This window comes from Polaribacter aestuariivivens (assembly GCF_005885675.1).
Classification (GTDB): domain Bacteria; phylum Bacteroidota; class Bacteroidia; order Flavobacteriales; family Flavobacteriaceae; genus Polaribacter; species Polaribacter aestuariivivens.
This window is the reverse complement of sequence record NZ_VANR01000002.1, coordinates 43,514-66,705: the sequence shown is the minus strand read 5'-3', so window position 1 is coordinate 66,705 and position 23,192 is coordinate 43,514. Positions and strand designations below refer to the sequence as shown.

At 28.3% G+C, this 23,192-nt stretch carries 20 protein-coding genes; 10 read left to right on the top strand and 10 right to left on the bottom strand.

Features of this window, described 5'->3' with window-relative positions; genetic code table 11:
- Positions 1–81 precede the first annotated feature (81 nt).
- The 3 genes from FDT66_RS03490 to FDT66_RS03480 all read right to left on the bottom strand — a co-directional run bounded on the left by FDT66_RS03490 (position 82) and on the right by FDT66_RS03480 (position 3,974).
- Positions 82–591, bottom strand: a complete 510-nt coding sequence (locus FDT66_RS03490) for a DinB family protein (protein ID WP_138534774.1) — start codon at positions 589–591, stop codon at positions 82–84.
- A 106-nt stretch (positions 592–697) separates the two neighbouring features.
- Positions 698–3,166, bottom strand: a complete 2,469-nt coding sequence (locus tag FDT66_RS03485; protein ID WP_138534773.1) for an exopolysaccharide transport family protein — start codon at positions 3,164–3,166, stop codon at positions 698–700.
- A gap of 4 nt (positions 3,167–3,170) precedes the next feature.
- Positions 3,171–3,974, bottom strand: a complete 804-nt coding sequence (locus FDT66_RS03480; protein WP_138534772.1) for a polysaccharide biosynthesis/export family protein — start codon at positions 3,972–3,974, stop codon at positions 3,171–3,173.
- Positions 3,975–4,063: 89 nt separating this feature from the next.
- On the opposite strand from FDT66_RS03480, the gene FDT66_RS03475 reads away from it, so the two are divergent.
- The 4 genes from FDT66_RS03475 (at position 4,064) to secA (ending at position 9,380) form a co-directional block, all read left to right on the top strand.
- Entirely contained in the window at positions 4,064–4,837 is a 774-nt protein-coding gene (locus tag FDT66_RS03475; RefSeq protein ID WP_138534771.1) for a class I SAM-dependent methyltransferase, read from the top strand.
- A 93-nt stretch (positions 4,838–4,930) separates the two neighbouring features.
- Positions 4,931–5,503 (top strand): cob(I)yrinic acid a,c-diamide adenosyltransferase, encoded by a 573-nt coding sequence (locus FDT66_RS03470; RefSeq protein WP_138534770.1) that lies wholly within the window; start codon positions 4,931–4,933, stop codon positions 5,501–5,503.
- A 168-nt stretch (positions 5,504–5,671) separates the two neighbouring features.
- Positions 5,672–5,893 (top strand): DUF2795 domain-containing protein, encoded by a 222-nt coding sequence (locus tag FDT66_RS03465; protein ID WP_015479930.1) that lies wholly within the window; start codon positions 5,672–5,674, stop codon positions 5,891–5,893.
- 145 nt (positions 5,894–6,038) lie between these two features.
- The gene (gene secA, locus FDT66_RS03460) at positions 6,039–9,380 is read left to right on the top strand and encodes a preprotein translocase subunit SecA (protein WP_138534769.1); all 3,342 of its coding nucleotides are present in this window, start codon (positions 6,039–6,041) and stop codon (positions 9,378–9,380) included.
- Positions 9,381–9,439: 59 nt separating this feature from the next.
- Here the strand turns inward: secA and FDT66_RS03455 are convergent, their stop codons facing one another.
- From FDT66_RS03455 to FDT66_RS03435, 5 genes are all read right to left on the bottom strand, one after another.
- Complete coding sequence (locus FDT66_RS03455) at positions 9,440–9,781, bottom strand: hypothetical protein (RefSeq protein ID WP_138534768.1); 342 nt, start codon at positions 9,779–9,781, stop codon at positions 9,440–9,442.
- Between the two features lie 13 nt (positions 9,782–9,794).
- Positions 9,795–10,832: a DUF4097 family beta strand repeat-containing protein gene (locus FDT66_RS03450; RefSeq protein WP_171032307.1), complete on the bottom strand. Its 1,038-nt coding sequence runs from the start codon at positions 10,830–10,832 to the stop codon at positions 9,795–9,797.
- A gap of 2 nt (positions 10,833–10,834) precedes the next feature.
- On the bottom strand, positions 10,835–11,446 hold the full coding sequence (locus tag FDT66_RS03445) for a HEAT repeat domain-containing protein (protein WP_138534766.1): 612 nt from the start codon (positions 11,444–11,446) through the stop codon (positions 10,835–10,837).
- Between the two features lie 5 nt (positions 11,447–11,451).
- Entirely contained in the window at positions 11,452–11,925 is a 474-nt protein-coding gene (locus FDT66_RS03440) for an RNA polymerase sigma factor (RefSeq protein WP_262709555.1), read from the bottom strand.
- Between the two features lie 197 nt (positions 11,926–12,122).
- Positions 12,123–13,742, bottom strand: coding sequence for an ABC-F family ATP-binding cassette domain-containing protein (locus tag FDT66_RS03435; RefSeq protein WP_138534764.1), 1,620 nt, complete (start codon positions 13,740–13,742; stop codon positions 12,123–12,125).
- Between the two features lie 184 nt (positions 13,743–13,926).
- Here FDT66_RS03435 and FDT66_RS03430 point away from each other — a divergent pair, with 184 nt between their 5' ends.
- Both FDT66_RS03430 and FDT66_RS03425 read left to right on the top strand, forming a co-directional pair.
- Complete coding sequence (locus FDT66_RS03430) at positions 13,927–15,309, top strand: TlpA family protein disulfide reductase (RefSeq protein ID WP_138534763.1); 1,383 nt, start codon at positions 13,927–13,929, stop codon at positions 15,307–15,309.
- A gap of 154 nt (positions 15,310–15,463) precedes the next feature.
- On the top strand, positions 15,464–17,269 hold the full coding sequence (locus FDT66_RS03425; RefSeq protein ID WP_138534762.1) for a DEAD/DEAH box helicase: 1,806 nt from the start codon (positions 15,464–15,466) through the stop codon (positions 17,267–17,269).
- A gap of 77 nt (positions 17,270–17,346) precedes the next feature.
- On the opposite strand, the gene FDT66_RS03420 is transcribed toward FDT66_RS03425, so the two are convergent.
- Both FDT66_RS03420 and FDT66_RS03415 read right to left on the bottom strand, forming a co-directional pair.
- Complete coding sequence (locus FDT66_RS03420; RefSeq protein WP_138534761.1) at positions 17,347–17,571, bottom strand: hypothetical protein; 225 nt, start codon at positions 17,569–17,571, stop codon at positions 17,347–17,349.
- Between the two features lie 24 nt (positions 17,572–17,595).
- Positions 17,596–18,996, bottom strand: a complete 1,401-nt coding sequence (locus FDT66_RS03415; protein WP_138534760.1) for an MATE family efflux transporter — start codon at positions 18,994–18,996, stop codon at positions 17,596–17,598.
- A gap of 126 nt (positions 18,997–19,122) precedes the next feature.
- Here FDT66_RS03415 and tpx point away from each other — a divergent pair, with 126 nt between their 5' ends.
- From tpx to FDT66_RS03395, 4 genes are read left to right on the top strand one after another with little or no spacing between them, the layout of a single operon-like run.
- Positions 19,123–19,620 (top strand): thiol peroxidase, encoded by a 498-nt coding sequence (gene tpx, locus FDT66_RS03410; RefSeq protein WP_138534759.1) that lies wholly within the window; start codon positions 19,123–19,125, stop codon positions 19,618–19,620.
- A 4-nt stretch (positions 19,621–19,624) separates the two neighbouring features.
- The gene (locus FDT66_RS03405; protein ID WP_138534758.1) at positions 19,625–20,005 is read left to right on the top strand and encodes a diacylglycerol kinase family protein; all 381 of its coding nucleotides are present in this window, start codon (positions 19,625–19,627) and stop codon (positions 20,003–20,005) included.
- A gap of 42 nt (positions 20,006–20,047) precedes the next feature.
- On the top strand, positions 20,048–22,486 hold the full coding sequence (locus FDT66_RS03400) for an FtsK/SpoIIIE family DNA translocase (protein WP_138534757.1): 2,439 nt from the start codon (positions 20,048–20,050) through the stop codon (positions 22,484–22,486).
- A gap of 32 nt (positions 22,487–22,518) precedes the next feature.
- Positions 22,519–23,175: a LolA family protein gene (locus FDT66_RS03395; RefSeq protein ID WP_138534756.1), complete on the top strand. Its 657-nt coding sequence runs from the start codon at positions 22,519–22,521 to the stop codon at positions 23,173–23,175.
- Positions 23,176–23,192: the final 17 nt, after the last annotated feature.

Sequence of the window (23,192 nt, the reverse complement as noted above, 5' to 3'; positions counted from 1 at the left end):
ACACTATTTCAAATAGTTACGTAAAAAAAAAAATAAAGAATTAGATATTCTATTTTTTTTGTATCATTTTTTATCAAAAATTTATAAATAACGTTGTTTAATTACATTTAAATGATGTAATTGATGACCAGAAGATAAGTACCCAAGAGCTCTTACAGATATTTTATTGTTTGAGGCTGTACCTATTCTTAATAATGCTTCTTGAGAAAAACTTTTATACATTTGAATGGTAGATTTTCTTAAAACTGCCATTTCATCTAATAAATCAAAATAATTTAATTGATTTGCATTCCCGTAATTTACAAAAACATCTTGATCAAACCCTGGTAACAAAGCTTTATCATTTCTCGCAAAACAAAGTGCTCTATAGCAGAAAATTCTTTCTGTATCTATAACATGTTGAATTAATTCTTTTAGCGTCCATTTTCCTTCCGCATATGAAAAACTATGTTTTTCTTTTGGTAAATTTCTAAGAATAGTATCAAATTGATTTTGAGAATTTTCTAAATTTTCAATTATAGATTTATTATTTTTTGAAACAAGCTGAATGTATTGTTCAAAATAAGGATTGTATTCGTTTTTAGGAATCATTATTAATATTTATAAATGTTGTTGAAACGAATTTACTGTTTTTTTATGACTCTAAAAATCTATGTAGATAAAAGAAAAAGCATCGAATTAACGATGCTTTTTGGTGTTATTTTTTTGATTTAAAAATATTTACGATTTTTGAAATAAGCCCTTTAGGTTTTTCGTTTTCGTGATAACCATAACTATATTTTCCATAACCGTAACCATAGCCATATCCGTAACCATAACCATATCCGTATTTACTTTTTATCGAAAAGTCGTTTAGTACATAACTAATATTGGAAACTTCTTTGTTTTTATATTTATCATCAATCATTCTCATCATTCCTTTTTCAGTATAGTTCTGACGAATTACGTAAATAACAGCGTCAGAGTATTTAAATAACTCAAGAGCATCTGAAACTAAACCTACAGGTGGTGTATCAATAATTACATAATCATAATCTTCCTTAAGCTTTTGAAACATTTTTTCTGCAGCATTGTTTAATAATAATTCTGAAGGATTAGGTGGAATTGGACCTGAAAGAATTATATCTAAATTAGGTATTTTAGTAGTTACTTTTACCTCATCTAATGTTTTTTGATTGATCAAATAGTTTACAACTCCAACATCGTTTGGTAAATCAAAATCATCATAAATTTTTGGTTTACGTAAATCTAAACCTACTAAAATTGTTTTCTTTCCACTTAAAGCAAAAACAGTTGCCATGTTTATTGAAATCATTGTTTTACCTTCTCCACTTACAGAGGAAGTTAAAATTAAAGTTTTTGAACTGTTTTCATCGTTATTTTTAAATAAAAACTGAATATTAGATCTTAATGCTCTAAAAGATTCTGCTACAGAAGATTTTGGTCTTTCAAATACTGCCAAGTTATTTTTGGTTGAATTTCTTCCAACTACTCCTAAAACAGGTATTGTATAGTTATTTTGTATTTCTTCTGCTGTATGAATTTTATTATCTAATAATTCTTTAACAATGATATAAAATAAAGGAAATACAATTCCTAACATTAAAGCAACTAAATAATTAAAACTTGGCAAAGGGTAATTTGGACCTTGACCTAAATCTTTTGCAGTATCAATTATTTTTACATCAGAAACGTTTGCCGCAATTGCTGTACCTGCTTCATATTTTTTTTGTTTTAGGTAATTATAATTTGCTTCAGAAATTTCGTAATCTCTTTGAAAAGTTAATAAACCTTGTTCTTGTTTTGGTAATTTTTTCTTTTTAGATGCATATTTTATTAGGCTAGTATTTAATTTTTTTAACCTGTTTGCATTCACCCTTTGTAAAGACGATATATTTTCAAGAAGATTATTTTTTATGATGCTAATCTCCTTATTCATTTGAATGATATCTGGATGATTATCTTTAATCATATCCCTATAAACCTCTCTTTCACTAGATTTTAAGACTAATTCATTAATTAAACTAGTAATTTTTGGGTCTTCAATTTGAAGTGTTGCAGGTACCAAATTATCTTTATTATAGCTATTATTCCTTCTTAAGTATGAACTTAAATTTTGTAAATAATCATTATAATTTTGCAATTTTGTTTTTTCTTTTTCTAAAGAAATAGTTTCTCCAAATATTTCTGCCCCTTGAGAAGATAAATCAAAAATATTATTGGTTTCTCTATAGTTTCCTAAATCCTTTTCAAGTTGCTTTAATTTTTCTGCCTCTGCAATAAATAGTGTATCAATATATGCTTGTGTTCTTACAGCATACTCTATTTTTTGAATTTGTTTTATAGAGTCTAATACTTTAACAGTGGTATTCAAATAAACTTCTAATCTTTTTTTATTTACACCTTGCATTTGCAGTTTTAGCATTGAAGCTGCATTTGTAACGCTATTAATGCTAATACTTCTATTTGCACTGACTGTACCATCAAAGCTTGCAAATTGAATGAAGTATTTTTCACCGATATTAAATGGTGCTATTTGTTTTAACGAAAAATTTAAGAAAGGGGTATTAATAGTGTCCTTTACGTTGTATTCTTTCGAAAAACTTAACTCTTTAGAAGGTAATGATATTATGGTATTTTTATCATAATTAATTACAGGGTTTGAACCAGATTCGTTAAAATCAAACGAAATTCTAAAAGTTTCATCTCCTGTAAACTCAACACTTATAAGTTTATTAAATAATTGATATTTCTCTCTATTCAAGTTTACAGTGAAAGGTGTGTAACCAAATTTGTCTTCCATTCTAAACCTACCTTCCTGTAAGTATTTTATATAAAAGTTTAATCTTTTTACAACTATTTCATTATGTGATCTAGATTTTAAAATAACTTTTACTGTTTCTATCTCATCACTAGCTCCCCCCCAATTAAATGCTATATTTGTTCCTGTTGAAAAAAGTGGATTATTTTCTTCTTTTACAGAAATAATAGTGTCTAAACTATATTTTTTTTGCAAGTAACCGTTCATAAACTTAGCTACAATCAGTGCTATTACAATTGTTACTAAAAATAGTTTCCAATATGCTAAAACTTTATATATATAGTCTTTTACGTCTATATTTCCAGCAGAATTAGCTACGTTAGAAATTTTTGATTGGTTATTCATATTATTACAAATTTCTGGCTAAGATTATTGTTGAGGTAATTAGAGTAAATATAGATATAATGGTAGATAAACTTTGCAAACCTGTAGTTCCAGTTCCCCAAGATTTTTCTGGTAAAGGTTTAATATTTATAATATCATTTGGTTTTATATAAAACATCTCAGTATCAACAATATTTATATTAGTAACATCAATTTTAAAAACTTCTGTACCTTTTGTAGTTTTTCTAATAATTTCAATTTCTTTTCTATTTCCAACATCGGTAATATCTCCAGAACTAGCTATAGCATCAATTATTGAAACTCTGTTTTGATAAATAATATTAGTACCTGGTTGATTTATTTCTCCAATAATTGTATATCTAATTCCAGATAACTTTACAGAAACAAATAAACTTTGATCGTTATTAACGTATTCTTCTTTAATTTTATTTTCTATTTTTTTTCTAACCTCTAACTCGGTATAGCCCAAAACATTTATTTCTCCTAAGGTTGGTATTCGAATATTACCGTAATTATTTACACTATAATCAGAAAAATAACCTTGATTGTTACTTTGACCATTTCCTCCTCCATTACTTCTAATATTTGAATTTTGATTTCCTTTTTGAAAATCGTCGACAATTTTTGGGTTATTTGAACTTATTGTAATATTTAAAATATCATCAATTTGTATTTTATAAGGTATATTATTTATCCTTTTTATTTCTTTATTGTTTGAAGGTTTTCCTTGAAGATACGTCAGTTCTTTATTCGAAACACAAGAAGCTAAAAAACAAATTAATAAGATAAGAACTAAATATTTTTTCATTTTTAAATTTTATTACTATCGCTACAAATATACTTTTTATAAGTGTAAAGCTATAATTTTATTTTATTTTCGTTTTTCATTTATTTAAAATGTTCTATCAACAAAAACAATATATCAAATTTTTATTAAAAGCCACAAATCAACATGGTGTACATTCACCTTTTGTATACAATTTAGTAACAAAATGTATCTATAAAAAAACTGACCGTAAACTTTGGTTTTATTTTAAAACAATAAAGCAACATTTATTAGACAATAAGCAAAAGATAAAAGTCACAGATTTTGGAGCTGGATCTAAATATTTTAAAACAAACGAGCGTAAAATTTCAGAAATTGCTAAAGTTGCAGGAATTTCTAATAAAAAAGCGAAACTTTTAATTCATATTATTAATTATTTTAAACCCGCTGTTACTTTAGAAGTTGGTACCTCATTAGGTTTGGCAACCTCAGCTATAAAAATTGGAAATAATAGCACGAAAATCACTACTTTAGAAGGCTGCAGAGAAACAAGCAAAATAGCAAGCGAATTACTAAATAATAATTTTAAGAATATAAATATTATAACTGGTAATTTTAATGAAACACTTCCTGAGATTTCTAAAAAAAACAAATACGATTTTATTTATTTTGATGGTAATCACACAAAAAAATCAACTTTAAAATATTTTAATACCTGTTTAAAAACTTCAGATAATAATTCTATGTGGATTTTTGATGATATTTACTGGAGTAAAGACATGCAAGAAGCTTGGATGGAAATAAAAAACAATCCTGCTGTTACAGTAACTGTAGACCTTTTTTACTTCGGAATTGTTTTTTTTAGAAAAGAGCAAGCAAAAGAACATTTTAAAATCAGAGTTTAATCAATAAAAAATTAACTGTTAAACTATCTTAATAAGAAGAATTACCTCTTTTAAACTTTGTAACTTTGATACTTTAATTTTTTTTAACTAAAAATGAAAATATACACAAAAACCGGTGATGCTGGAACAACTGCACTTTTTGGTGGCACAAGAGTAAAAAAATATAATTTACGTATAGATGCTTATGGAACTGTTGATGAGTTAAATTCTTATATAGGATTGATTAAAGATCAAGAAATAGCAACTTCCACAAAAGAATCGCTACTTAAAATACAAAACGAACTGTTTACTTTAGGCGCTATGTTAGCAACACCTCCTGAAAAAGAAACTCTAAAAAGTGGCAAAGAGCGTTTAAATATTCCTAAAATAGATGAAAATGCTATTTCATTTTTAGAAAATGAAATAGATCAAATGGATACAGAATTACCTCAAATGACACACTTCATTTTACCTGGAGGTCATCAAGCAGTGTCATTCTGTCACATTGCAAGATGTGTTTGCAGAAGGTCAGAACGCCTTTCTGTAGAATTAAATGACGAAGAAACCATTAATAATGACATATTAAAATACTTAAACAGACTTTCTGACTACCTTTTTGTGTTGGCACGAAAATTGTCTAAAGACTTACAAGTAGAGGAAATCAAATGGATTCCTAAAAAAAATTAACACGTTCTTTTTTTATCGATTTGAAGTAATTTTTTAATTTTAAAACCCATAAACACCTGATTTTAAAGTGTTTTAAAATTAAAAAACACACTTCACAATAAATTTCTTAAAAAAGACTTGCATAATTGCACAAAAAAATTATTTTTGCACAAAATTAAACAATAAGAAATGTATTGGACATTAGAATTAGCATCTTATTTAGCAGATGCACCTTGGCCAGCAACCAAAGACGAATTAATAGATTATGCTATTAGAACTGGAGCTCCTTTAGAAGTAGTAGAAAATCTACAAGATATCGAAGATGAAGGTGATGCATATGATTCAATTATAGAAATCTGGCCAGATTATCCAACCGAAGATGATTATCTTTGGAACGAAGATGAATACTAAAAAATAAAAAATATTAAAAAGTCTCTAAAGAGGCTTTTTTTTTGTTTGAATTTCATCAAAAACAGTACTTTTTTCAAGTTTTTAAAAACTTGATTTACAATAAAATAATACAGTTATTTTTAACTGATTAAATCATATATCAAAAATGAGCATTTTAAACTCCGTAATTAAACTTTTTGTTGGTGACAAACAAGAAAAAGATTTAAAAAACCTACAACCAATTGTAGAGAATGTTAAAAAATTCGAAGCAGAATTTTCAAAACTTTCAAATGACGAATTAAGAGCAAAAACAATTGAATTTAAAAACAGAATTCAAGAAGCTACAAAAACGTTAAATGATAAAATCAACACCTTAGAAGAAGAAGCAAAAAATGCAGATATAGACAGGCAAGAAGATATTTATACAGAAATTGACGCTTTAAAAGACGAGGTTTATAAAATATCTGAAGATACCTTAAATACAATTATGCCAGAAGCTTTTGCTGTTGTAAAAGAAACCGCAAAACGTTTTGTAGAAAATGAAGAAATTGAAGTTACAGCAACACCTTATGATAGAGAATTATCTGCAGAAAGAGATCATATAACATTAGAAGATGATAAAGCTTATTGGGCAAATTCTTGGGATGCAGCAGGTAAACCTGTAACTTGGGATATGGTACATTATGATGTGCAGTTAATTGGTGGTTCTGTTTTACATCAAGGTAAAATTGCTGAAATGATGACTGGTGAAGGAAAAACATTGGTTTCAACTTTACCTGTTTATTTAAATGCATTAACTGGAAACGGTGTACACTTAGTAACCGTTAACGATTATTTGGCAAAACGTGATAAAGCTTGGATGGGACCAATTTTTGAGTTTCACGGTTTTACAACAGATTGTATTGATTATCACCAACCGAATTCTGACGCTCGTAGAAAAGCTTACAATGCAGATATCACTTACGGAACAAATAACGAATTTGGGTTCGATTATTTGCGTGATAATATGGCAAGTTCAAAAGACGATTTGGTACAAAGAACTCCAAATTATGCAATTATTGATGAGGTAGATTCTGTGTTAATTGATGATGCAAGAACACCTTTAATTATTTCTGGTCCAGTTCCTCAAGGAGACAGACATGAATTTACCGAACTAAAACCCTTAGTTGCAGATATTGTTTCTTTACAAAAACAACATTTAGTTGGTGTTTTAGCAGAAGCCAAAAAATTAATTGCAGCTGGAGATACCAAAGAAGGTGGCTTTCAATTATTAAGAGTTTACAGAGGTTTACCAAAAAACAAAGCATTAATTAAATTTTTATCTCAAGAAGGAATCAAACAAATTCTTCAAAAGACAGAAAATTATTACATGCAAGACAATAACAAATTAATGCCAGAAGTGGATCAAGATTTATATTTTGTTGTTGAAGAAAAAAATAATCAGATAGATTTAACAGATAAAGGTATTGCTCATTTATCAGAAAAAACAAATAACGATACTTTTTTCGTTTTACCTGACATTGGTGTAAAAATTGGTGAAATTGATAGCTCAGATATTTCAAAAGAAGAAAAAGCAGCTAAAAAAGAAGAATTATATAAAGATTTTAGCATAAAAAGTGAACGTATTCACACTATGAATCAACTTTTAAAAGCTTACACTGTTTTTGAAAAAGATGTGGAATATGTAGTAATGGATAATAAGGTAATGATTGTTGATGAACAAACAGGACGTATTATGGATGGTCGTCGTTATTCAGACGGATTGCATCAAGCCATTGAAGCTAAAGAAAACGTAAAAATTGAAGATGCAACGCAAACTTTTGCAACAGTAACACTTCAAAATTATTTTAGAATGTATCGCAAACTTTCTGGTATGACTGGAACTGCGATTACAGAAGCTGGTGAATTATGGGAAATTTATAAATTAGATGTTGTTGAAATTCCTACAAACAAACCAATTCAGAGAGATGATAAAGAAGATTTAATTTACAAAACTGCCCGTGAAAAATACAACGCAGTTATTGAAGATATTGTAAAATTAGTAGAACAAAAAAGACCTGTTTTAGTTGGTACAACTTCTGTAGAAATATCAGAATTATTAGGTAGAATGTTACAAATGCGTAAAATTCCACACAATATTTTAAATGCAAAGTTACACAAACGTGAAGCAGAAGTTGTTGCTGAAGCTGGAAAACCAGGAGTAGTTACTATTGCAACCAATATGGCTGGACGTGGAACAGATATTAAACTTTCAGAAGAAGTAAAAGAAGCTGGTGGTTTGGCAATTATTGGTACAGAACGTCATGACTCACGAAGAGTAGACAGACAGTTAAGAGGTCGTGCTGGAAGACAAGGTGATGTTGGTTCTTCTCAATTTTACGTTGCTTTAGATGACAATTTAATGCGTTTATTTGGTTCTGATAGAATTGCAAAAATGATGGACAGAATGGGCTTAAAAGAGGGTGAGGTTATTCAACACTCAATGATTTCTAAGTCTATTGAAAGAGCTCAAAAGAAAGTAGAAGAAAATAACTTTGGTATTCGTAAGCGTTTGTTAGAGTACGATGATATTATGAATGCTCAACGTGAATTTGTTTACAAAAGAAGACGAAATGCGTTAGATGGTAAGCGTTTGCAAGTAGATATTGCTAATATGATTTATGATACTTGTGAATCTATCGTAAATTCCAACAAAGCTGTCAAAGATTTTCAAAATTTTGAGTTTGAATTGATTAAGTTTTCTTCAATGACTTCTCCTTTTTCTGAAGAAGAATTTAATAAAATGTCTGAAAAAGAAATTACAGACAAATTATATGAAATTGTTACAGAACATTATAAAAACAAAATAGAAAGAAATGCTGTATTGGCATATCCTGTTATAAAAGATGTTTTTGAAAATGAAGGAGATAGATATGAACGTATTGTAGTTCCTTTTACTGACGGAGTAAAATCTTTACAAGTTGTTACCAATTTAAAAGAAGCTTACGAAACTCAAGGTAAAAGCTTGGTAACAGATTTTGAGAAAAACATTACTTTGGCTATTATTGATGAAAACTGGAAAGAGCATTTACGTAAAATGGATGAATTGAAACATTCTGTACAAAATGCCTCATATGAGCAAAAAGACCCTTTATTAATTTACAAGTTTGAAGCATTTGAATTATTTAAAACAACTGTTGATGAAATTAATAAAGAAGTACTATCTTTCTTATTCAAAGGTGAATTACCTGCACAAGATCGTTCTCAAATTTCTGAAGCTAGAAACCAAAAAAGAGAGCGATTAAACACTAGTAAAGCAGATGTGCAAAACTCTACAGAGCAAGCCATTCAAAACTCAAAACAACAAGCTACAGAACCTGTAGAAACAATTGTTAGAGAACAACCAAAAATTGGTAGAAACGAACGTGTTACCATTAAAAATGTAATGAGTGGTGAAGCTAAAGAGGTTAAATTTAAACAAGCAATTCCATTGATTGAAAAAGGGGAATGGGTTTTGGTAAATAAATAAAAACGATAAAAATATTGCATAAAAAAACCGTTTAGAAAATTCTAAACGGTTTTTTTTATTTATTTACTTAAAGTATTCGCTGTAAAGTGAATTTCTTCTTTATCCCAATCTTCTTTAATAATTAGATTGGTAAACTTTTTTCTCACCAATTTTAAGGCTTCTCTGTAAGTTATTTCTTCTTTATTCTGATAAAACTTTGCATTGTGCCTATTTAAAACTTTAATACCTGCTAATGCCTCTCTTTTAGTTTTTGGATACTTAAATGTAGGTTCTTCAATTTGTTTATCAGGTTTTTCAACATTTATATTTGTATTGTTTACTGGTAAAACATCACTTGTATTTTGTCCGTTTATAACCATTACAGTAAATGACAAAATAGTTACTATTATTTTAAATTTCATAAGGTATAATTTTTTACTGTTTTCTTAAATATATGTTTCCTAAACCTGCATTTAACTTCATTAAAGTTTTTCCTGAGTTTAGTTTTAATTTCATTTTTTGCAAACCTTCAGTTTCTTTTTCGTCCATAATTTTAAAGTTGATGTCACTAAAAATATCACTAGCAATTGCATCTACATTTAGGCTAGCTACAGTTGGTAATGTAATATCAATAAAACCATTATTTGAATAAACTGAATATAGTTTTTTAGGTGTTTTCTTATCAAATTCAATAGTTACATTTCCTCCAATTGTATTAATTGTTACAGGACCACTAACATCTTTTAAATTAATATTATGTATTGAGGTGGATATGGCTGCTTCACCCTCAAAGTTAGATAAACTAGATTTTTCTGAATTAAAGAAAAAATAATTTCTGTCCTTTTTTTCTGTGGAACATTTTGTTGACCAATTTAATCGAATAGAATTAGGAATTTTAATTTTGTATTGTTCTCTATTACTTGTCATGATAAAACGAGATTCTGTATCGTCTTTAAAAAGCAATTCATTACCATTTTGTTCAATAATAAAGTAAATTGCCAATTCACTATTTTCATTTTTCTTCCCTAATTTTTTTAAACCATCTTTTCGTTTTGTATCATGCATTTTAAAAAATACAGTTTTTGGTCTTACAGTTGTATCATTTTCAGAATACACACCACTTACTGCAGTAGAAGTTACTTTCCAGTTTTCTCTATTTTTTCTTTTTAAATAATTACTAGAAGCGCCTTTAAAAGAATATACTCTACCATTTAAATAGTTTGATTTGAGCGAGTCTTTTTTAGATTTGTCATTTATTTTTCCACTAACAAATGCTTTAAAATTATTTTCTCTTTTTTGATGTAAACTTTCAATAATTACTTCATCACCATCATAACCTTCAATAATAAAGCTTTTAGAAGAACATATTTTTAAAGTTCCTTTGTTAAATTTAATTTTTTTCTCTTGTGCATTTGTACTTAAAAAACAACATACAATTGCTAAAATAAATGTGTGTTTGATATTTTTCATCATGTTTATTTGTTTATTTCAACCATAGCTAAAGTGGCATTATTTTTAACTATAGGAAAGGTTTCTTCATTATTTATTAATTTTTCAAGAGGTTTTTGTGCACGATTTTCTCTTAAAATACTTAATGCTTTTATCAACTTAATTTGTACTAAAGGTGTTTCTTCATTCTCTAAAGCTGCTATTAAATTTTTTCTAATTTTTTCGTTTGAAGGAAACTTTAAAAGTGCATCAATGGTTGCTATTTTTACATTTGCATTATCATCTTTATGCAATAAACTGCACAACCTATTAATTATTTTTTTGTCCTCTTTTTCATACTCATCATTAAATTTATAAACACCTTCCAAACGTTTACCTGCAGAATCTGCATTTAAATTTGCTAATAATTCTTTTTTATTTTGACTAGATTTCACAGTGTTTTGAAACCAAAAAATTGATGCAATTACAACCGCAAAACAAGCTGCAATAGAAATGTATTTTAAATACAAAAGTTTTTGTTTTTTAGGTTGATGTAACTTTGATTTTAATAAAGCTTCAAAATTTGCATCAGAATTTGATGACATTTTATCGCTTGTAAAAGCTGCTTTATGTTCTTGTATAAATTCTTTAATTTTCATTTTCTTTATTTTTTTTGAATCATTTTTAAAAGTTGGTCTTTACCTCTTTTATATTGATTTCTAACGGTGCTTTCTTTTAATTTTAATATTGTTGAAATTTCTCTATGATTGTAATCTTCAATCATGTACAAAATCAAAATTATTCTATATTTTTCTTTGAGCTTGTAAATACATTTTTTAATAAAATCTACAGAAATTTCTGAAGGAACTTCATCTATTGTATTCGCTTGTTCTGTTTCTAAAACAAATGTTTCATCAACAAAAACAATGTTTTTCCTTTCTCTAATTGTATCTAAAGCTTTATTAATTACAATTCTTTTTAACCAAGCTCCTAAATTTGCATCATCTTTTAGTTGATGTATTTTTTCAAAACCTTTTATAAACGAATCTTGAACGAGATCTTCTGCTTCTTCCCTACTTTTTACAATTCTTACAGCACTACAAAACATCATATTCTTGTAGTTATGATATATTTCCATCTGAGCAGAATAATCATTCTTTTTACAATTTTGTATGAGTTGTTTTGTGTTCAAAAAAAGGTTGGTTAATTTTCTCTTACAATATAAGAACGCAAATTTTGTAAATGTGTCGCACTTTATTTTATTTTTTTTATAAAAAAAAAGACCTAACAGATTTTAACTTCTGTTAGGTCTTCATATTTATAAAAATATATGTTTTAAGAATACATTTTATCTCTTAACTCTTTTATTTTTGGATCCGATAAATAATCATCGAAAGTAGAATACCTATCAATAGCTCCTTTTGGAGTCAACTCTATAATTCTGTTTGCCACAGTTTGAGCAAACTCATGGTCATGTGTAGAAAACAAAATGGTTCCTTTAAAGTTAATTAGTGCATTGTTTAAAGATTGAATAGATTCCAAATCTAAGTGATTGGTAGGTTCATCTAAAAGTAATACATTTCCTCTTTTCATCATCATTCTTGACAACATACAACGTACTTTTTCACCTCCAGAAAGTACGTTGCTTTTCTTTAAAGCTTCTTCTCCAGAAAAAATCATTTTCCCTAAAAAACCTCTTAAAAAAACTTCTTCACGTTCTTCTTCAGTTTGTGCATATTGTCTTAACCAATCTACTAAGTTTAAATCACCATTTTGGAAAAAATCAGAATTATCTAATGGTAAATAAGATTGTGTTGTAGTTACACCCCAAGAAAACTTTCCTGCATCTGCTTTTTCATTTCCTGATATAATTTGATAAAAAGCAGTAATTGCTCTAGAGTTTCTAGAAATTACAGCAACTTTATCTCCTTTATTTAAATTGATGTGAATGTCATTAAATAGTTTTTCGTCTTCAAACGTTTTTGATAAGCCTTCAACATTTAAAATTTGATCTCCTGCTTCTCTATCTCTATCAAAAATAATGGCAGGATAACGTCTGCTTGAAGGTTTTATATCTTCTACATTTAATTTATCAATCATTTTTTTACGAGAAGTTGCTTGTTTTGATTTTGCAACGTTTGCTGAAAAACGACGAATAAATTCCTCTAATTCCTTCTTTTTATCTTCTGCTTTTTTGTTTTGTTGTGCTCTTTGTTTAGCTGCTAACTGACTAGATTCATACCAAAAAGTATAGTTTCCAGAGTAGTTATTTATTTTACCAAAATCAATATCAGAAATATGCGTACAAACAGCATCTAAAAAGTGTCTGTCGTGAGAAACTACAATTACAGTATTTTCAAAATTTGCTAAGAAGTTTTCTAACCAAGCAATGGTTTCGAAATCTAAATCGTTGGTAGGCTCATCCATTATTAAAACATCTGGATTACCAAAAAGCGCCTGTGCAATTAATACACGTACTTTTTGTTTACCATCCAAATCTTTCATTAACGTATAATGTAAATCTTCAGAAATACCTAAATTAGAAAGCATTGCTGCAGCGTTAGAATCTGCGTTCCAACCATCCATTTCTTCAAATTTAATTTGCAATTCACCAATCTTTTCTGCATTCTCGTCTGTATAATCTGCATACAACTCATCAATTTGTTTTTTTATTTTAAACAAATTTTTGTTTCCCATAACCACAGTTTCTAAAACAGGATATTCATCGAAAGCATAATGATCTTGAGATAGAACAGACATTCTTTTTCCTGTTTCTAAATGAACATGACCTGAAGTTGGCTCTTGCTCACCTGAAATAATTTTTAAGAAAGTAGATTTTCCTGCGCCATTTGCACCAATAATTCCGTAACAATTTCCTTGTAAAAACTTGGTGTTTACTTCATCAAACAAAACACGCTTACCAAATTGAACTGATAAGTTAGATACTGATAACATAGTACTCTTTTTAAATTTTGTGCAAAAGTACAAATTCCATTTTGGTTTTTGGACGAAATAATGATTAGTTTTTTATCGAAAAATTAACAGTAAATACAATATAAATACAACCATTTTTAACAGTGAATTAACAAGGTTGCCTGTTTTGAATTTTTACATTTGTGTGTTACATTAACAATAATAAATGAATAAAAATATATTTTACATATTACTATTTTTAGCAACTTTTATTAGTTGTACAAACAATAAAAACACAGAAACTTTTTTTGGTGGTAAAATTATTAATCCAAAATCAAGACATGTTGTTTTGTACTCTATGAAAAATGTAATTGATACGTTAAAATTAGACGCTAGAAATAAGTTTATAAACAAGTACAAAGGTTTAAATGAAGGACTTTACTACTTTGTTCATGGTGTAGAAAACCAATATATTTATATTGAACCTCAAGATAGTTTGATGCTGCGTTTAAATACTTGGGATTTTGATGAATCGTTAGTGTATACTGGAAAAGGTGCAGAAAGAAATAACATTTTAATTGATTGCTTTTTAGAAAACGAAAACGACAACCGTTTTTTTTACGCTTTAAATGAATTAAAACCAAACGCTTACAAGAAGAAAGTAGATTCCATACTAGCAATAAGACTGCAAACTTACAATAGCTACATTACAGAACACCCAAATGAAACTGAAGGCTATAAAAAAATATTAAAAACAGCTTTAACTTTTCCTATTTATTCACATATGGAAAGTTATCCTATTGAACATGTTAAGTATAAAAGACTTAAAAGTTTTCCAAAAATAGATGCTGCCTTTTATGATTACAGAAAGAAAATAGATTTAAATAGTGATTCTTTAATGTATTACACACCTTATGCTGAATACATTAGAAATTATTTATATAACATTACTTATTCTTTAGGGCACAAACCAATGATGAAGAACTATTCATCTAAGTTTACAATGGATTTGTTATCTACAATCAACTCAAAAATTGATTCTGAAGACTCTAAAAATGCTTTTCTTAAAAGAACTGTTTTAGATCATTTTTACAAAAAATCAAGCTGTAACATTAATGAAAATACATTTCAGTCTTTTTTCGAATATTCTAGTAATAAAGAAGATAAAGAACTCATTAAAAAACTTTTAAGCGATAATAAAACTTTAAAGAAAGGTACCAAATTAAAAGGCTTTCCTATTCTTGATTTTACAAATCATGAAATTGATATTGAAGAAATTATAAAAGATAAAAAAACCGTACTTTATTTTTGGAATCCAGAATATGTTTCAAGAAACTATATTGCTTCAAAGTTTAAATATTTTAAAAACAATTATAAAAACATACAATTTTTAATTGTTAAGATTGATGGAAATAATAAAGACCAAATAAATCGTATAGACATTAAGGACCAATATTTTATCAATGCAGAAAATCCTGCAAACTCCTTTTTAACGAGCAAAATGCCAAGAACCATTTTAATTAATAAAAACGGAATTATAGAAAACGGTTTTGCATCAATATCTTCTCCAAAAATTTACACTCAACTTAGAGAATTGAACAAAAATTAAATAAATTGTTTAAAAATTGCTATTCATTTAATTTAATGTACCTTTGCACGTTTTTAATTTTGATTTTTTTTCAATAAAAATCAATAAAAAAACAAGTCGAAAATTATAATTTGATTTGCAGGTGGGCGTTCTGTGAATCTACAAAAACACAGTAATGTCAACATTTAAAGAAATAGGGCTAAAAGCACCTATAGTAAAAGCATTAACAGATTTAGGTTATGAAAAACCAACTGTTATACAAGAAAAAGCAATTCCTCAAATCATATCTTCTAATACAGATTTAAAAGCATTTGCTCAAACAGGTACAGGAAAAACTGCAGCATTTAGTTTACCAATATTAGAACTTTTAGATGAAAGTAATAGCAATGTACAAGCAATAATACTATCTCCAACAAGAGAACTTGCAGTACAAATTGGTAAAAACATTGAAGACTTTTGTAAATACTTACCAAATGTAAAAGTTACAACAGTTTATGGTGGTGCAAATATGGAACAGCAAATAAGGTCGTTAAAAAGAGGATCTCAAATTGTTGTTGGAACTCCAGGTAGAACTGTAGATTTAATCAACAGAAGAGCTTTAAAATTAGGTAATGTTCAGTGGCTAGTTTTAGACGAAGCTGATGAAATGTTAAACATGGGCTTTAAAGACGAACTTGATAAAGTTTTAGAAGCAACTCCAGAAACAAAACAAACCTTATTATTTTCTGCAACATTTCCAAGAGAAGTGGAATCTATTGCAAGAAATTATATGACAAAGCCAGTAGAAATTACTTCTGGTGAAAAAAATCAAGGTTCAGATAATGTAAGTCACGAATATTATTCGGTTACCGAAAGAACACGTTACCCAGCTTTAAAGAGAATTGCGGATTTAAATCCAGATATTTATGCCATCATTTTTTGTAGAACTCGTAGAGAAACGCAAGAAGTTGCTGATAATTTAATAAAAGATGGTTACAGTGCAGATTCTTTACATGGAGATTTATCTCAAGGTCAAAGAGATTCTGTAATGGGCAAATTCCGTAAAAAAACAATTCAAATTTTAGTAGCAACAGATGTTGCAGCTCGTGGATTGGATGTTACTGAATTAACACACGTTTTAAACCACAAATTACCAGATCAAATAGAAAACTATACTCACAGAAGTGGTAGAACTGGAAGAGCAGGTAATAAAGGAATTTCCATTGTTTTAGTAAATGGAAAAGAAAAAGGTAAGCTTAGAGCAATTGAGAGAATTATTAAAAAGAAATTTGTAGAAACCAAAGTTCCTACAGGTAAAGAAATTGTTCAAAACCAATTAATGAATTTAATTGATAAAGTTCAAAATACAGAAGTAAACGAATCTGAAATTAGCGAATTCTTACCAAATATTTACGAAAAATTAGAAAGTTTAAATAGAGAAGAATTAATTCAAAAATTTGTTTCTTTAGAGTTTAATACCATGTTAGCATACTACGAAAATGCTAAAGATTTAAACGATTTATCATCTAGAGATAATTCTAGAGCTAGATCTACTAATGAAAACATGACACGTTTTTTTATTAATATTGGTAGAAAAGACAGCTTAAATCCTGGAAAATTAATTGGTTTAATCAATGAGCAAAATATTGGAGATAAAATAGAAATTGGTGCAATTGATATTTTAGATACTTTTTCATTTTTTGAAATTGATAAAAATTTCGAAGATAAAACTTTAGAAGCTTTTGCTGCTAATCAACCAGATTTTGATGGACGTTCAGTAAATGTAGAAATTACAAAAAAAGAACGTTCTGGAGGAGGAAGAAGAGGAGGAAAAAAACCTTTCGGTAAAAAAGATGGAGGTTTTGGAAGACGTAGAAGTACAGAAGGTTCTTCTAAAAGAAGTAGCGATTTTGGAAGAGGAAAATCTGACAGACGCTCATCTAACTCTAGCAAAGACAGAAAACCAGGTGGTTTCGGAAGAAAGCGTAAAGAAAAATCTTAATATGTATCTTACAACATAAAAAACCTCATTTCTTAACTGAAATGAGGTTTTCTTTTTTTTAATTGTTTGATAAATTATTATTGATATTGTTTCATCTCTTCATCATAAAACTCACCAGCTTTGTCCATCAAATCTGCTAATTCTGTTGCAATATCTTCTTCACTTTCTCCAGTTAAATCTTCAAACCACTCAATTTCATCATCTTTTAAATTAATTACAAATCGTGGAAACTCAGTATGTAATACAAAAATATCATCTGGAAAATTACTGTTATCTGCTAATAAAAATTTTGGTAAATTCATTTTAATTTGTTTTTTATGAAAGCCTTAAACCTGTTGTGGTATTTCTTGTTCTTGTTTTTCTCTTATTAATTTTAAAGTTAAGAAATTAAATCTTATAAATAATAAAATAGAAGCAGTTGTTAAACCTGCCAATAATCCTAACCAAATTCCAAAACTTCCATACATATCTTCTTTACCTAAAAAGTAAGAAACAGGAAAACCTACAATCCAATATGATATAAAAGTTAAAATAGTTGGTATTTTAACATCTTGCAAACCACGTAAAGCCCCTAAAACCACCACTTGAATACTGTCTGATATTTGAAAAAAAGCAGCTGCAAGTAATAAATTTGAAGCAATTGATAAAACCTCCATATTATCATTAAAATTTACGGAGTCATTTAAATCTACATAAATGTTAGGTAAACTTTTATGAAAGATAAAAAATATCAAAGCAAAAAAAGTTGCCAATAAAGTTCCAAGAAAAAAAAGTGAAAAAGCAATTCTACGAAGTTCTTTAAAATTTTGCAATCCTTTTTGGTTTCCTACTCTAATCATTGAAGCTACACTCAACCCCATTGCAACCATAAAAGTCATTGATGATAAGTTTAACGCTATTTGATTTGCTGCTTGCGGATTTTTACCCAACAAACCACTCAACCAAATAGCTGCTGTAAAAATAGCAACTTCAAAAAACATTTGCATCGCGCTTAAAGAACCTAAATTAATAATCTTCCTAATCATTAAAATATCTAAAACAAAAAATTGTATTCCTTTTACAATTCGTCCAGATCTTTCTTTAAATCGCAAAACCAACCATAAATAAATAACCATAATTATTCTAGAAACTAAAGTTCCATATGCCGCACCAACTATACCTAATTCAGGAAAACCAAATTTCCCAAAAATTAGTAAATAGTTTAAAATTATGTTTATAATATTTGCCAAAAGTGTTGCATGCATTGGATATTTAGTCATAGACATTCCATCACTAAATTGCTTAATAGCTTGAAAAACAATTAAAGGAATTAGTGAAAAAGCAACCAAGTCTAAATAAGGAATTGCCAACGCAACAACTTCCTTTGGCTGTTGCATTAAATGCATTAAAGGTTTGGAAAAGAAAACGACTAAAAACATTAAAATACCTAAAACAGTACATAGAAATAGTCCGTGTTTATAGGCAGACCTTGCTTGTTGAAGGTTGTTTGAAGAGTCTGCTTCAGCAATTAAAGGTGTAATCGCTGTAGAAAAACCAATTCCAATTGACATTGCAATAAACATAAAACTATTTCCCAAAGAAACTGCAGCCAATTCAGCAGTTCCAATTTGACCAACCATTATATTATCAACAAAGCTCACAAAAGTATGACCCAGCATACCTAACATTACTGGTGCTGCAAGTTTCCAATTGTATTTGAACTCAGATGTGTATTGAGAAATATTCAATTTTATTCATTTTTCGGAATGCGAAGATACATATATCATAAAGATTTTTCGCATAACAACTTCCGCAATTTTGCTTGAAGTATTAGAAGAAATTTAGTTATTTTTGACAAACTAAAATTCTTAAAAATGGCAGATATCACTTTAAAAGGAAACGCAATACAAACTATAGGAAATTTACCTAAAATTGGTGAAAGCGCACCAGATTTTAAATTAACAACAGTAGAATTAGGACATAAAGGTTTGACCGATTTTTCAGGAAAAAACATCATTTTAAATATTTTTCCTTCTGTTGATACTGGAACTTGTGCAACTTCCGTTCGTGAATTTAATAAAAAAGCATCTGCATTAGAAAATACAGTTGTTTTATGTATTTCTAAAGATTTACCTTTCGCTCAAGCTCGTTTTTGTGGTGCAGAAGGAATTGAAAATGTAGAAATGCTTTCAGATTTTGCTACTGGTAGCTTTGGTAAAGATTATCAATTAGAAATTAAAAACGGACCACTAGCCCACTTACTTTCTAGAGCTGTAATTATTGTTGATACGAATGGAAAAGTAATATATACAGAGCAAGTTCCTGAAATTGTAGATGAACCAAATTACGAAAAGGCTTTAAAAGCGTTATAATTTCATGAAAAATCCTAACGACGGTTTTTTTAGAGGAAGATTGCGAAGTTTAAAATTTGCATTTAGAGGTGCTTGGTTACTAATTACTACTGAAGATAGTATAAAAGCACAACTTTGCATAGCTCTTTTTGCTATTGGATTGGGATTTTATTTTGATATTTCTAATACAGAATGGATGCTACAATTTTTAGCAATTGGTCTTGTTTTAGTAGCAGAAGCTGTAAATACAGCTATTGAAGAAATCGCAGATTTTATTCATCCAGAATTTCATGTAAAAATTGGTTTTATTAAAGACATTGCTGCAGGCGCACCAACTTTTGCAGCTATTATTTCTTTAATAATTGCGGGTTTTATCTACCTACCAAAAATCAATTTATTATTTTAGCAAATAAGCACAAAATAACTTTTAAAATTATTTAAAAAATTAATGGCTAAGAAAAAACAAAGCACAAAAAAAATAAGCAGTTCTTCTGAAAACAAACCTTCTGTTTTTGCTTTCTTAAAAACAAAGCAAACCCAAACAATTATTGGTTTTTTTCTGTTATTTCTAGCCTTTTTTTTATGTATTGCTTTTATCTCTTTTTTCTTTAATTGGCAAGAAGATCAAAGCACCATTTCTCAATTGAGTAATAAAGCTGTAAAAAGTAAAAATTTATTGGGTAAAATTGGTGCCAATTTAAGTCACTTTTTTATTTATAAAGGTTTTGGAATTGGAGCTTTCATCATAGCTTTTCAAATTTTTAGAACAGGTTTATTTGTTTTATTTCAACAAAAATTTGCCAAAATTATAATTTCTTGGAATTGGGCATTAATTGCAATGCTATGGCTTTCTATAACTTTAGGTTTTGTTAACGATAAATTTGCACTATTATCAGGTATCATTGGCTTTGAAATTAATGAATATCTTCAAACTTTTACTGGTAAAACAGGGCTAACCATCATCTTAATATTTGTATTAATCACTTACTTAGTTTTACGATACAAATTAACTTTTCATGAGTTTTTAGAACGTTTAAAGCAAAAAAGAGCAGAAAAAGAACAGAAAAAACAAGAAGAAGATGAATTAGAAGTTCCTCAGAATGATTCTATTGAAACAGATCAAAGTAATAAAGTAAATTTAACAACAACGCCAACTGAAGATAAAAAAGAAAAATCGGAGTTTGAGCTTTCTGTTGAAAATTTAACCCCAACTATTTCGAAACATTCAGACGTTAGTGCTAAAAAAGAAAAACTAACACTTACTGTTGAAGAAAAAAATGAAGAAGATTCAGAACCTGAAGTAGAAATTGATGTTGCCATTCATAGAGAAGAAGAACACGAAACAGAGAATTTGTCTGACAAATTAGTAAAAGATTTTGGTGAATTTGATCCAACTTTAGAGTTGGCGAATTTTAAATTTCCGACTTTTAATTTACTAAAACAGTATAATGAAACAATTTCTATTGATCCTGAAGAACTAGAAGCAAATAAAGATAGAATTGTAGACACATTAAAAAACTACAAAATTGGTATCGCAGAAATTAAAGCAACTGTTGGACCTACAATTACTTTATACGAAATAGTACCAGAAGCAGGAATTAGAATTTCAAAAATTAAAAATTTAGAAGACGATATTGCACTCTCTTTATCTGCTTTAGGAATTCGTATTATTGCGCCAATTCCTGGAAAAGGAACTATTGGTATTGAGGTGCCAAATAAAAAATCTACCATTGTTTCAATGCATTCTGTAATTTCTTCGAAGAAATTTCAAGAATCTACTATGGAACTTCCTATAGCCTTAGGTAAAACAATTTCTAACGAAACTTTTGTTATAGATTTAGCAAAAATGCCTCACCTATTAATGGCAGGTGCAACAGGACAAGGAAAATCTGTTGGTTTAAATGCTGTATTAACCTCTTTATTGTATAAAAAACATCCTGCAGAAGTTAAATTTATTTTGGTCGATCCAAAGAAAGTAGAATTAACTTTATTCAACAAAATAGAAAGACATTATTTGGCAAAATTACCAGATGTTGAAGAAGCTATTATTACAGATACTACAAAAGTTGTTCATACTTTAAATTCACTTTGTATAGAAATGGATAATCGTTATGATCTGTTAAAAGCAGCTATGGTTCGTAACATTAAAGAATACAATATTAAATTTAAAAAACGAAAATTAAATCCAAATGATGGTCATCAATTTTTACCATACATTGTTTTAGTTATTGATGAATTTGCCGATTTAATTATGACTGCTGGTAAAGAGGTAGAAACACCAATTGCACGTTTAGCTCAATTGGCAAGAGCAATTGGTATTCATTTAATTGTTGCAACTCAAAGACCTTCTGTAAATGTAATTACAGGTATTATAAAGGCAAATTTCCCTGCAAGAATTGCATTTAGAGTTACATCTAAAATAGATTCTAGAACCATTTTAGATGCTGGTGGTGCAGATCAATTAATTGGTCGTGGAGATTTACTATATACAGCTGGAAACGATATAAATAGAATCCAATGTGCATTTGTAGACACGCCTGAAGTAGAAAAAATTACAGATTTTATTGGCTCTCAAAAAGCATATTCTGAAGCATTTTTATTACCTGAATACGTAGATGATGAAAGTGGCACAAGTATTGATATTGATATTGCAGATAGAGACAAATTGTTTAAAGAAGCAGCAGAAATTATTGTTACAGCACAACAAGGTTCAGCTTCATTATTACAAAGAAAATTAAAATTAGGATACAATAGAGCTGGTAGATTAATAGATCAATTAGAAGCTGCAGGAATTGTTGGCGGTTTTGAAGGAAGTAAAGCTAGACAGGTTTTGGTTCCAGATTTAGTAGCCTTGGATGCTCTTTTAGAAAACGAAAAAAACATATAAATACTTTATTTAGGTATATTAGAAAACAAATTATGAAAAAAGTAACATTATTATTTTTAAGTTTATTTTTAACAACAATAGCCTTTTCTCAAAGCGGAGAAAAAGCAAAATCTTTATTAGATGAAGTTTCAACGAAAATGGGTGCATATAAAAATATGTACATTGGGTTTAGTCAAACCTTAAGTAATAAAGATGCTGGAATTAAAGAAGGTGATGAACCACCAATTAGAGGTGAAATAAACTTAGAAGGAGAAAAATACATTTTAAATTATCTAGGTAACCAATTTATATATGATGGTAAAAAATTATATGTAATAAACCATGATGAAAAAGAAATTTCTATAACAGATGGCGATTTAGGTGGTGATGATGGTTTCATTTATCCATCAAAATTACTGACTTTTTATAAAGAAGGTTATAATTTTAAAATGGGTAAATTAGAAAACAATCAAGGAAGACAAATACAATATGTTACCTTAAATCCAATAGATAGTAATTCTGATATTGTAAAAGTAGAACTTGGTATAGACGCAAAAACAAAGCATATTTTCAATTTAATTCAAACAGGTTCTAACGGATCTAAAACCACTTTTACCATTACTAAGTTTAAGAAAAATGAAGAATTATCTGAAAATTTTTTCAAATTTAATAAAGCGAAATTTTTAAGTCAAAATTATACGATTGACTAATTTTTTCCAATTAACAG

Bases quoted from the DNA above. Each gene is read 5' to 3' on its own strand.
- FDT66_RS03490 (WP_138534774.1), bottom strand. From the start codon at position 591: ATGATTCCTAAAAACGAATACAATCCTTATTTTGAACAATACATTCAG.
- FDT66_RS03485 (WP_138534773.1), bottom strand. From the start codon at position 3,166: ATGAATAACCAATCAAAAATTTCTAACGTAGCTAATTCTGCTGGAAAT.
- FDT66_RS03480 (WP_138534772.1), bottom strand. From the start codon at position 3,974: ATGAAAAAATATTTAGTTCTTATCTTATTAATTTGTTTTTTAGCTTCT.
- FDT66_RS03475 (WP_138534771.1), top strand. From the start codon at position 4,064: ATGTTCTATCAACAAAAACAATATATCAAATTTTTATTAAAAGCCACA.
- FDT66_RS03470 (WP_138534770.1), top strand. From the start codon at position 4,931: ATGAAAATATACACAAAAACCGGTGATGCTGGAACAACTGCACTTTTT.
- FDT66_RS03465 (WP_015479930.1), top strand. From the start codon at position 5,672: ATGTATTGGACATTAGAATTAGCATCTTATTTAGCAGATGCACCTTGG.
- secA (WP_138534769.1), top strand. From the start codon at position 6,039: ATGAGCATTTTAAACTCCGTAATTAAACTTTTTGTTGGTGACAAACAA.
- FDT66_RS03455 (WP_138534768.1), bottom strand. From the start codon at position 9,781: ATGAAATTTAAAATAATAGTAACTATTTTGTCATTTACTGTAATGGTT.
- FDT66_RS03450 (WP_171032307.1), bottom strand. From the start codon at position 10,832: ATGATGAAAAATATCAAACACACATTTATTTTAGCAATTGTATGTTGT.
- FDT66_RS03445 (WP_138534766.1), bottom strand. From the start codon at position 11,446: ATGAAAATTAAAGAATTTATACAAGAACATAAAGCAGCTTTTACAAGC.
- FDT66_RS03440 (WP_262709555.1), bottom strand. From the start codon at position 11,925: ATGGAAATATATCATAACTACAAGAATATGATGTTTTGTAGTGCTGTA.
- FDT66_RS03435 (WP_138534764.1), bottom strand. From the start codon at position 13,742: ATGTTATCAGTATCTAACTTATCAGTTCAATTTGGTAAGCGTGTTTTG.
- FDT66_RS03430 (WP_138534763.1), top strand. From the start codon at position 13,927: ATGAATAAAAATATATTTTACATATTACTATTTTTAGCAACTTTTATT.
- FDT66_RS03425 (WP_138534762.1), top strand. From the start codon at position 15,464: ATGTCAACATTTAAAGAAATAGGGCTAAAAGCACCTATAGTAAAAGCA.
- FDT66_RS03420 (WP_138534761.1), bottom strand. From the start codon at position 17,571: ATGAATTTACCAAAATTTTTATTAGCAGATAACAGTAATTTTCCAGAT.
- tpx (WP_138534759.1), top strand. From the start codon at position 19,123: ATGGCAGATATCACTTTAAAAGGAAACGCAATACAAACTATAGGAAAT.
- FDT66_RS03405 (WP_138534758.1), top strand. From the start codon at position 19,625: ATGAAAAATCCTAACGACGGTTTTTTTAGAGGAAGATTGCGAAGTTTA.
- FDT66_RS03400 (WP_138534757.1), top strand. From the start codon at position 20,048: ATGGCTAAGAAAAAACAAAGCACAAAAAAAATAAGCAGTTCTTCTGAA.
- FDT66_RS03395 (WP_138534756.1), top strand. From the start codon at position 22,519: ATGAAAAAAGTAACATTATTATTTTTAAGTTTATTTTTAACAACAATA.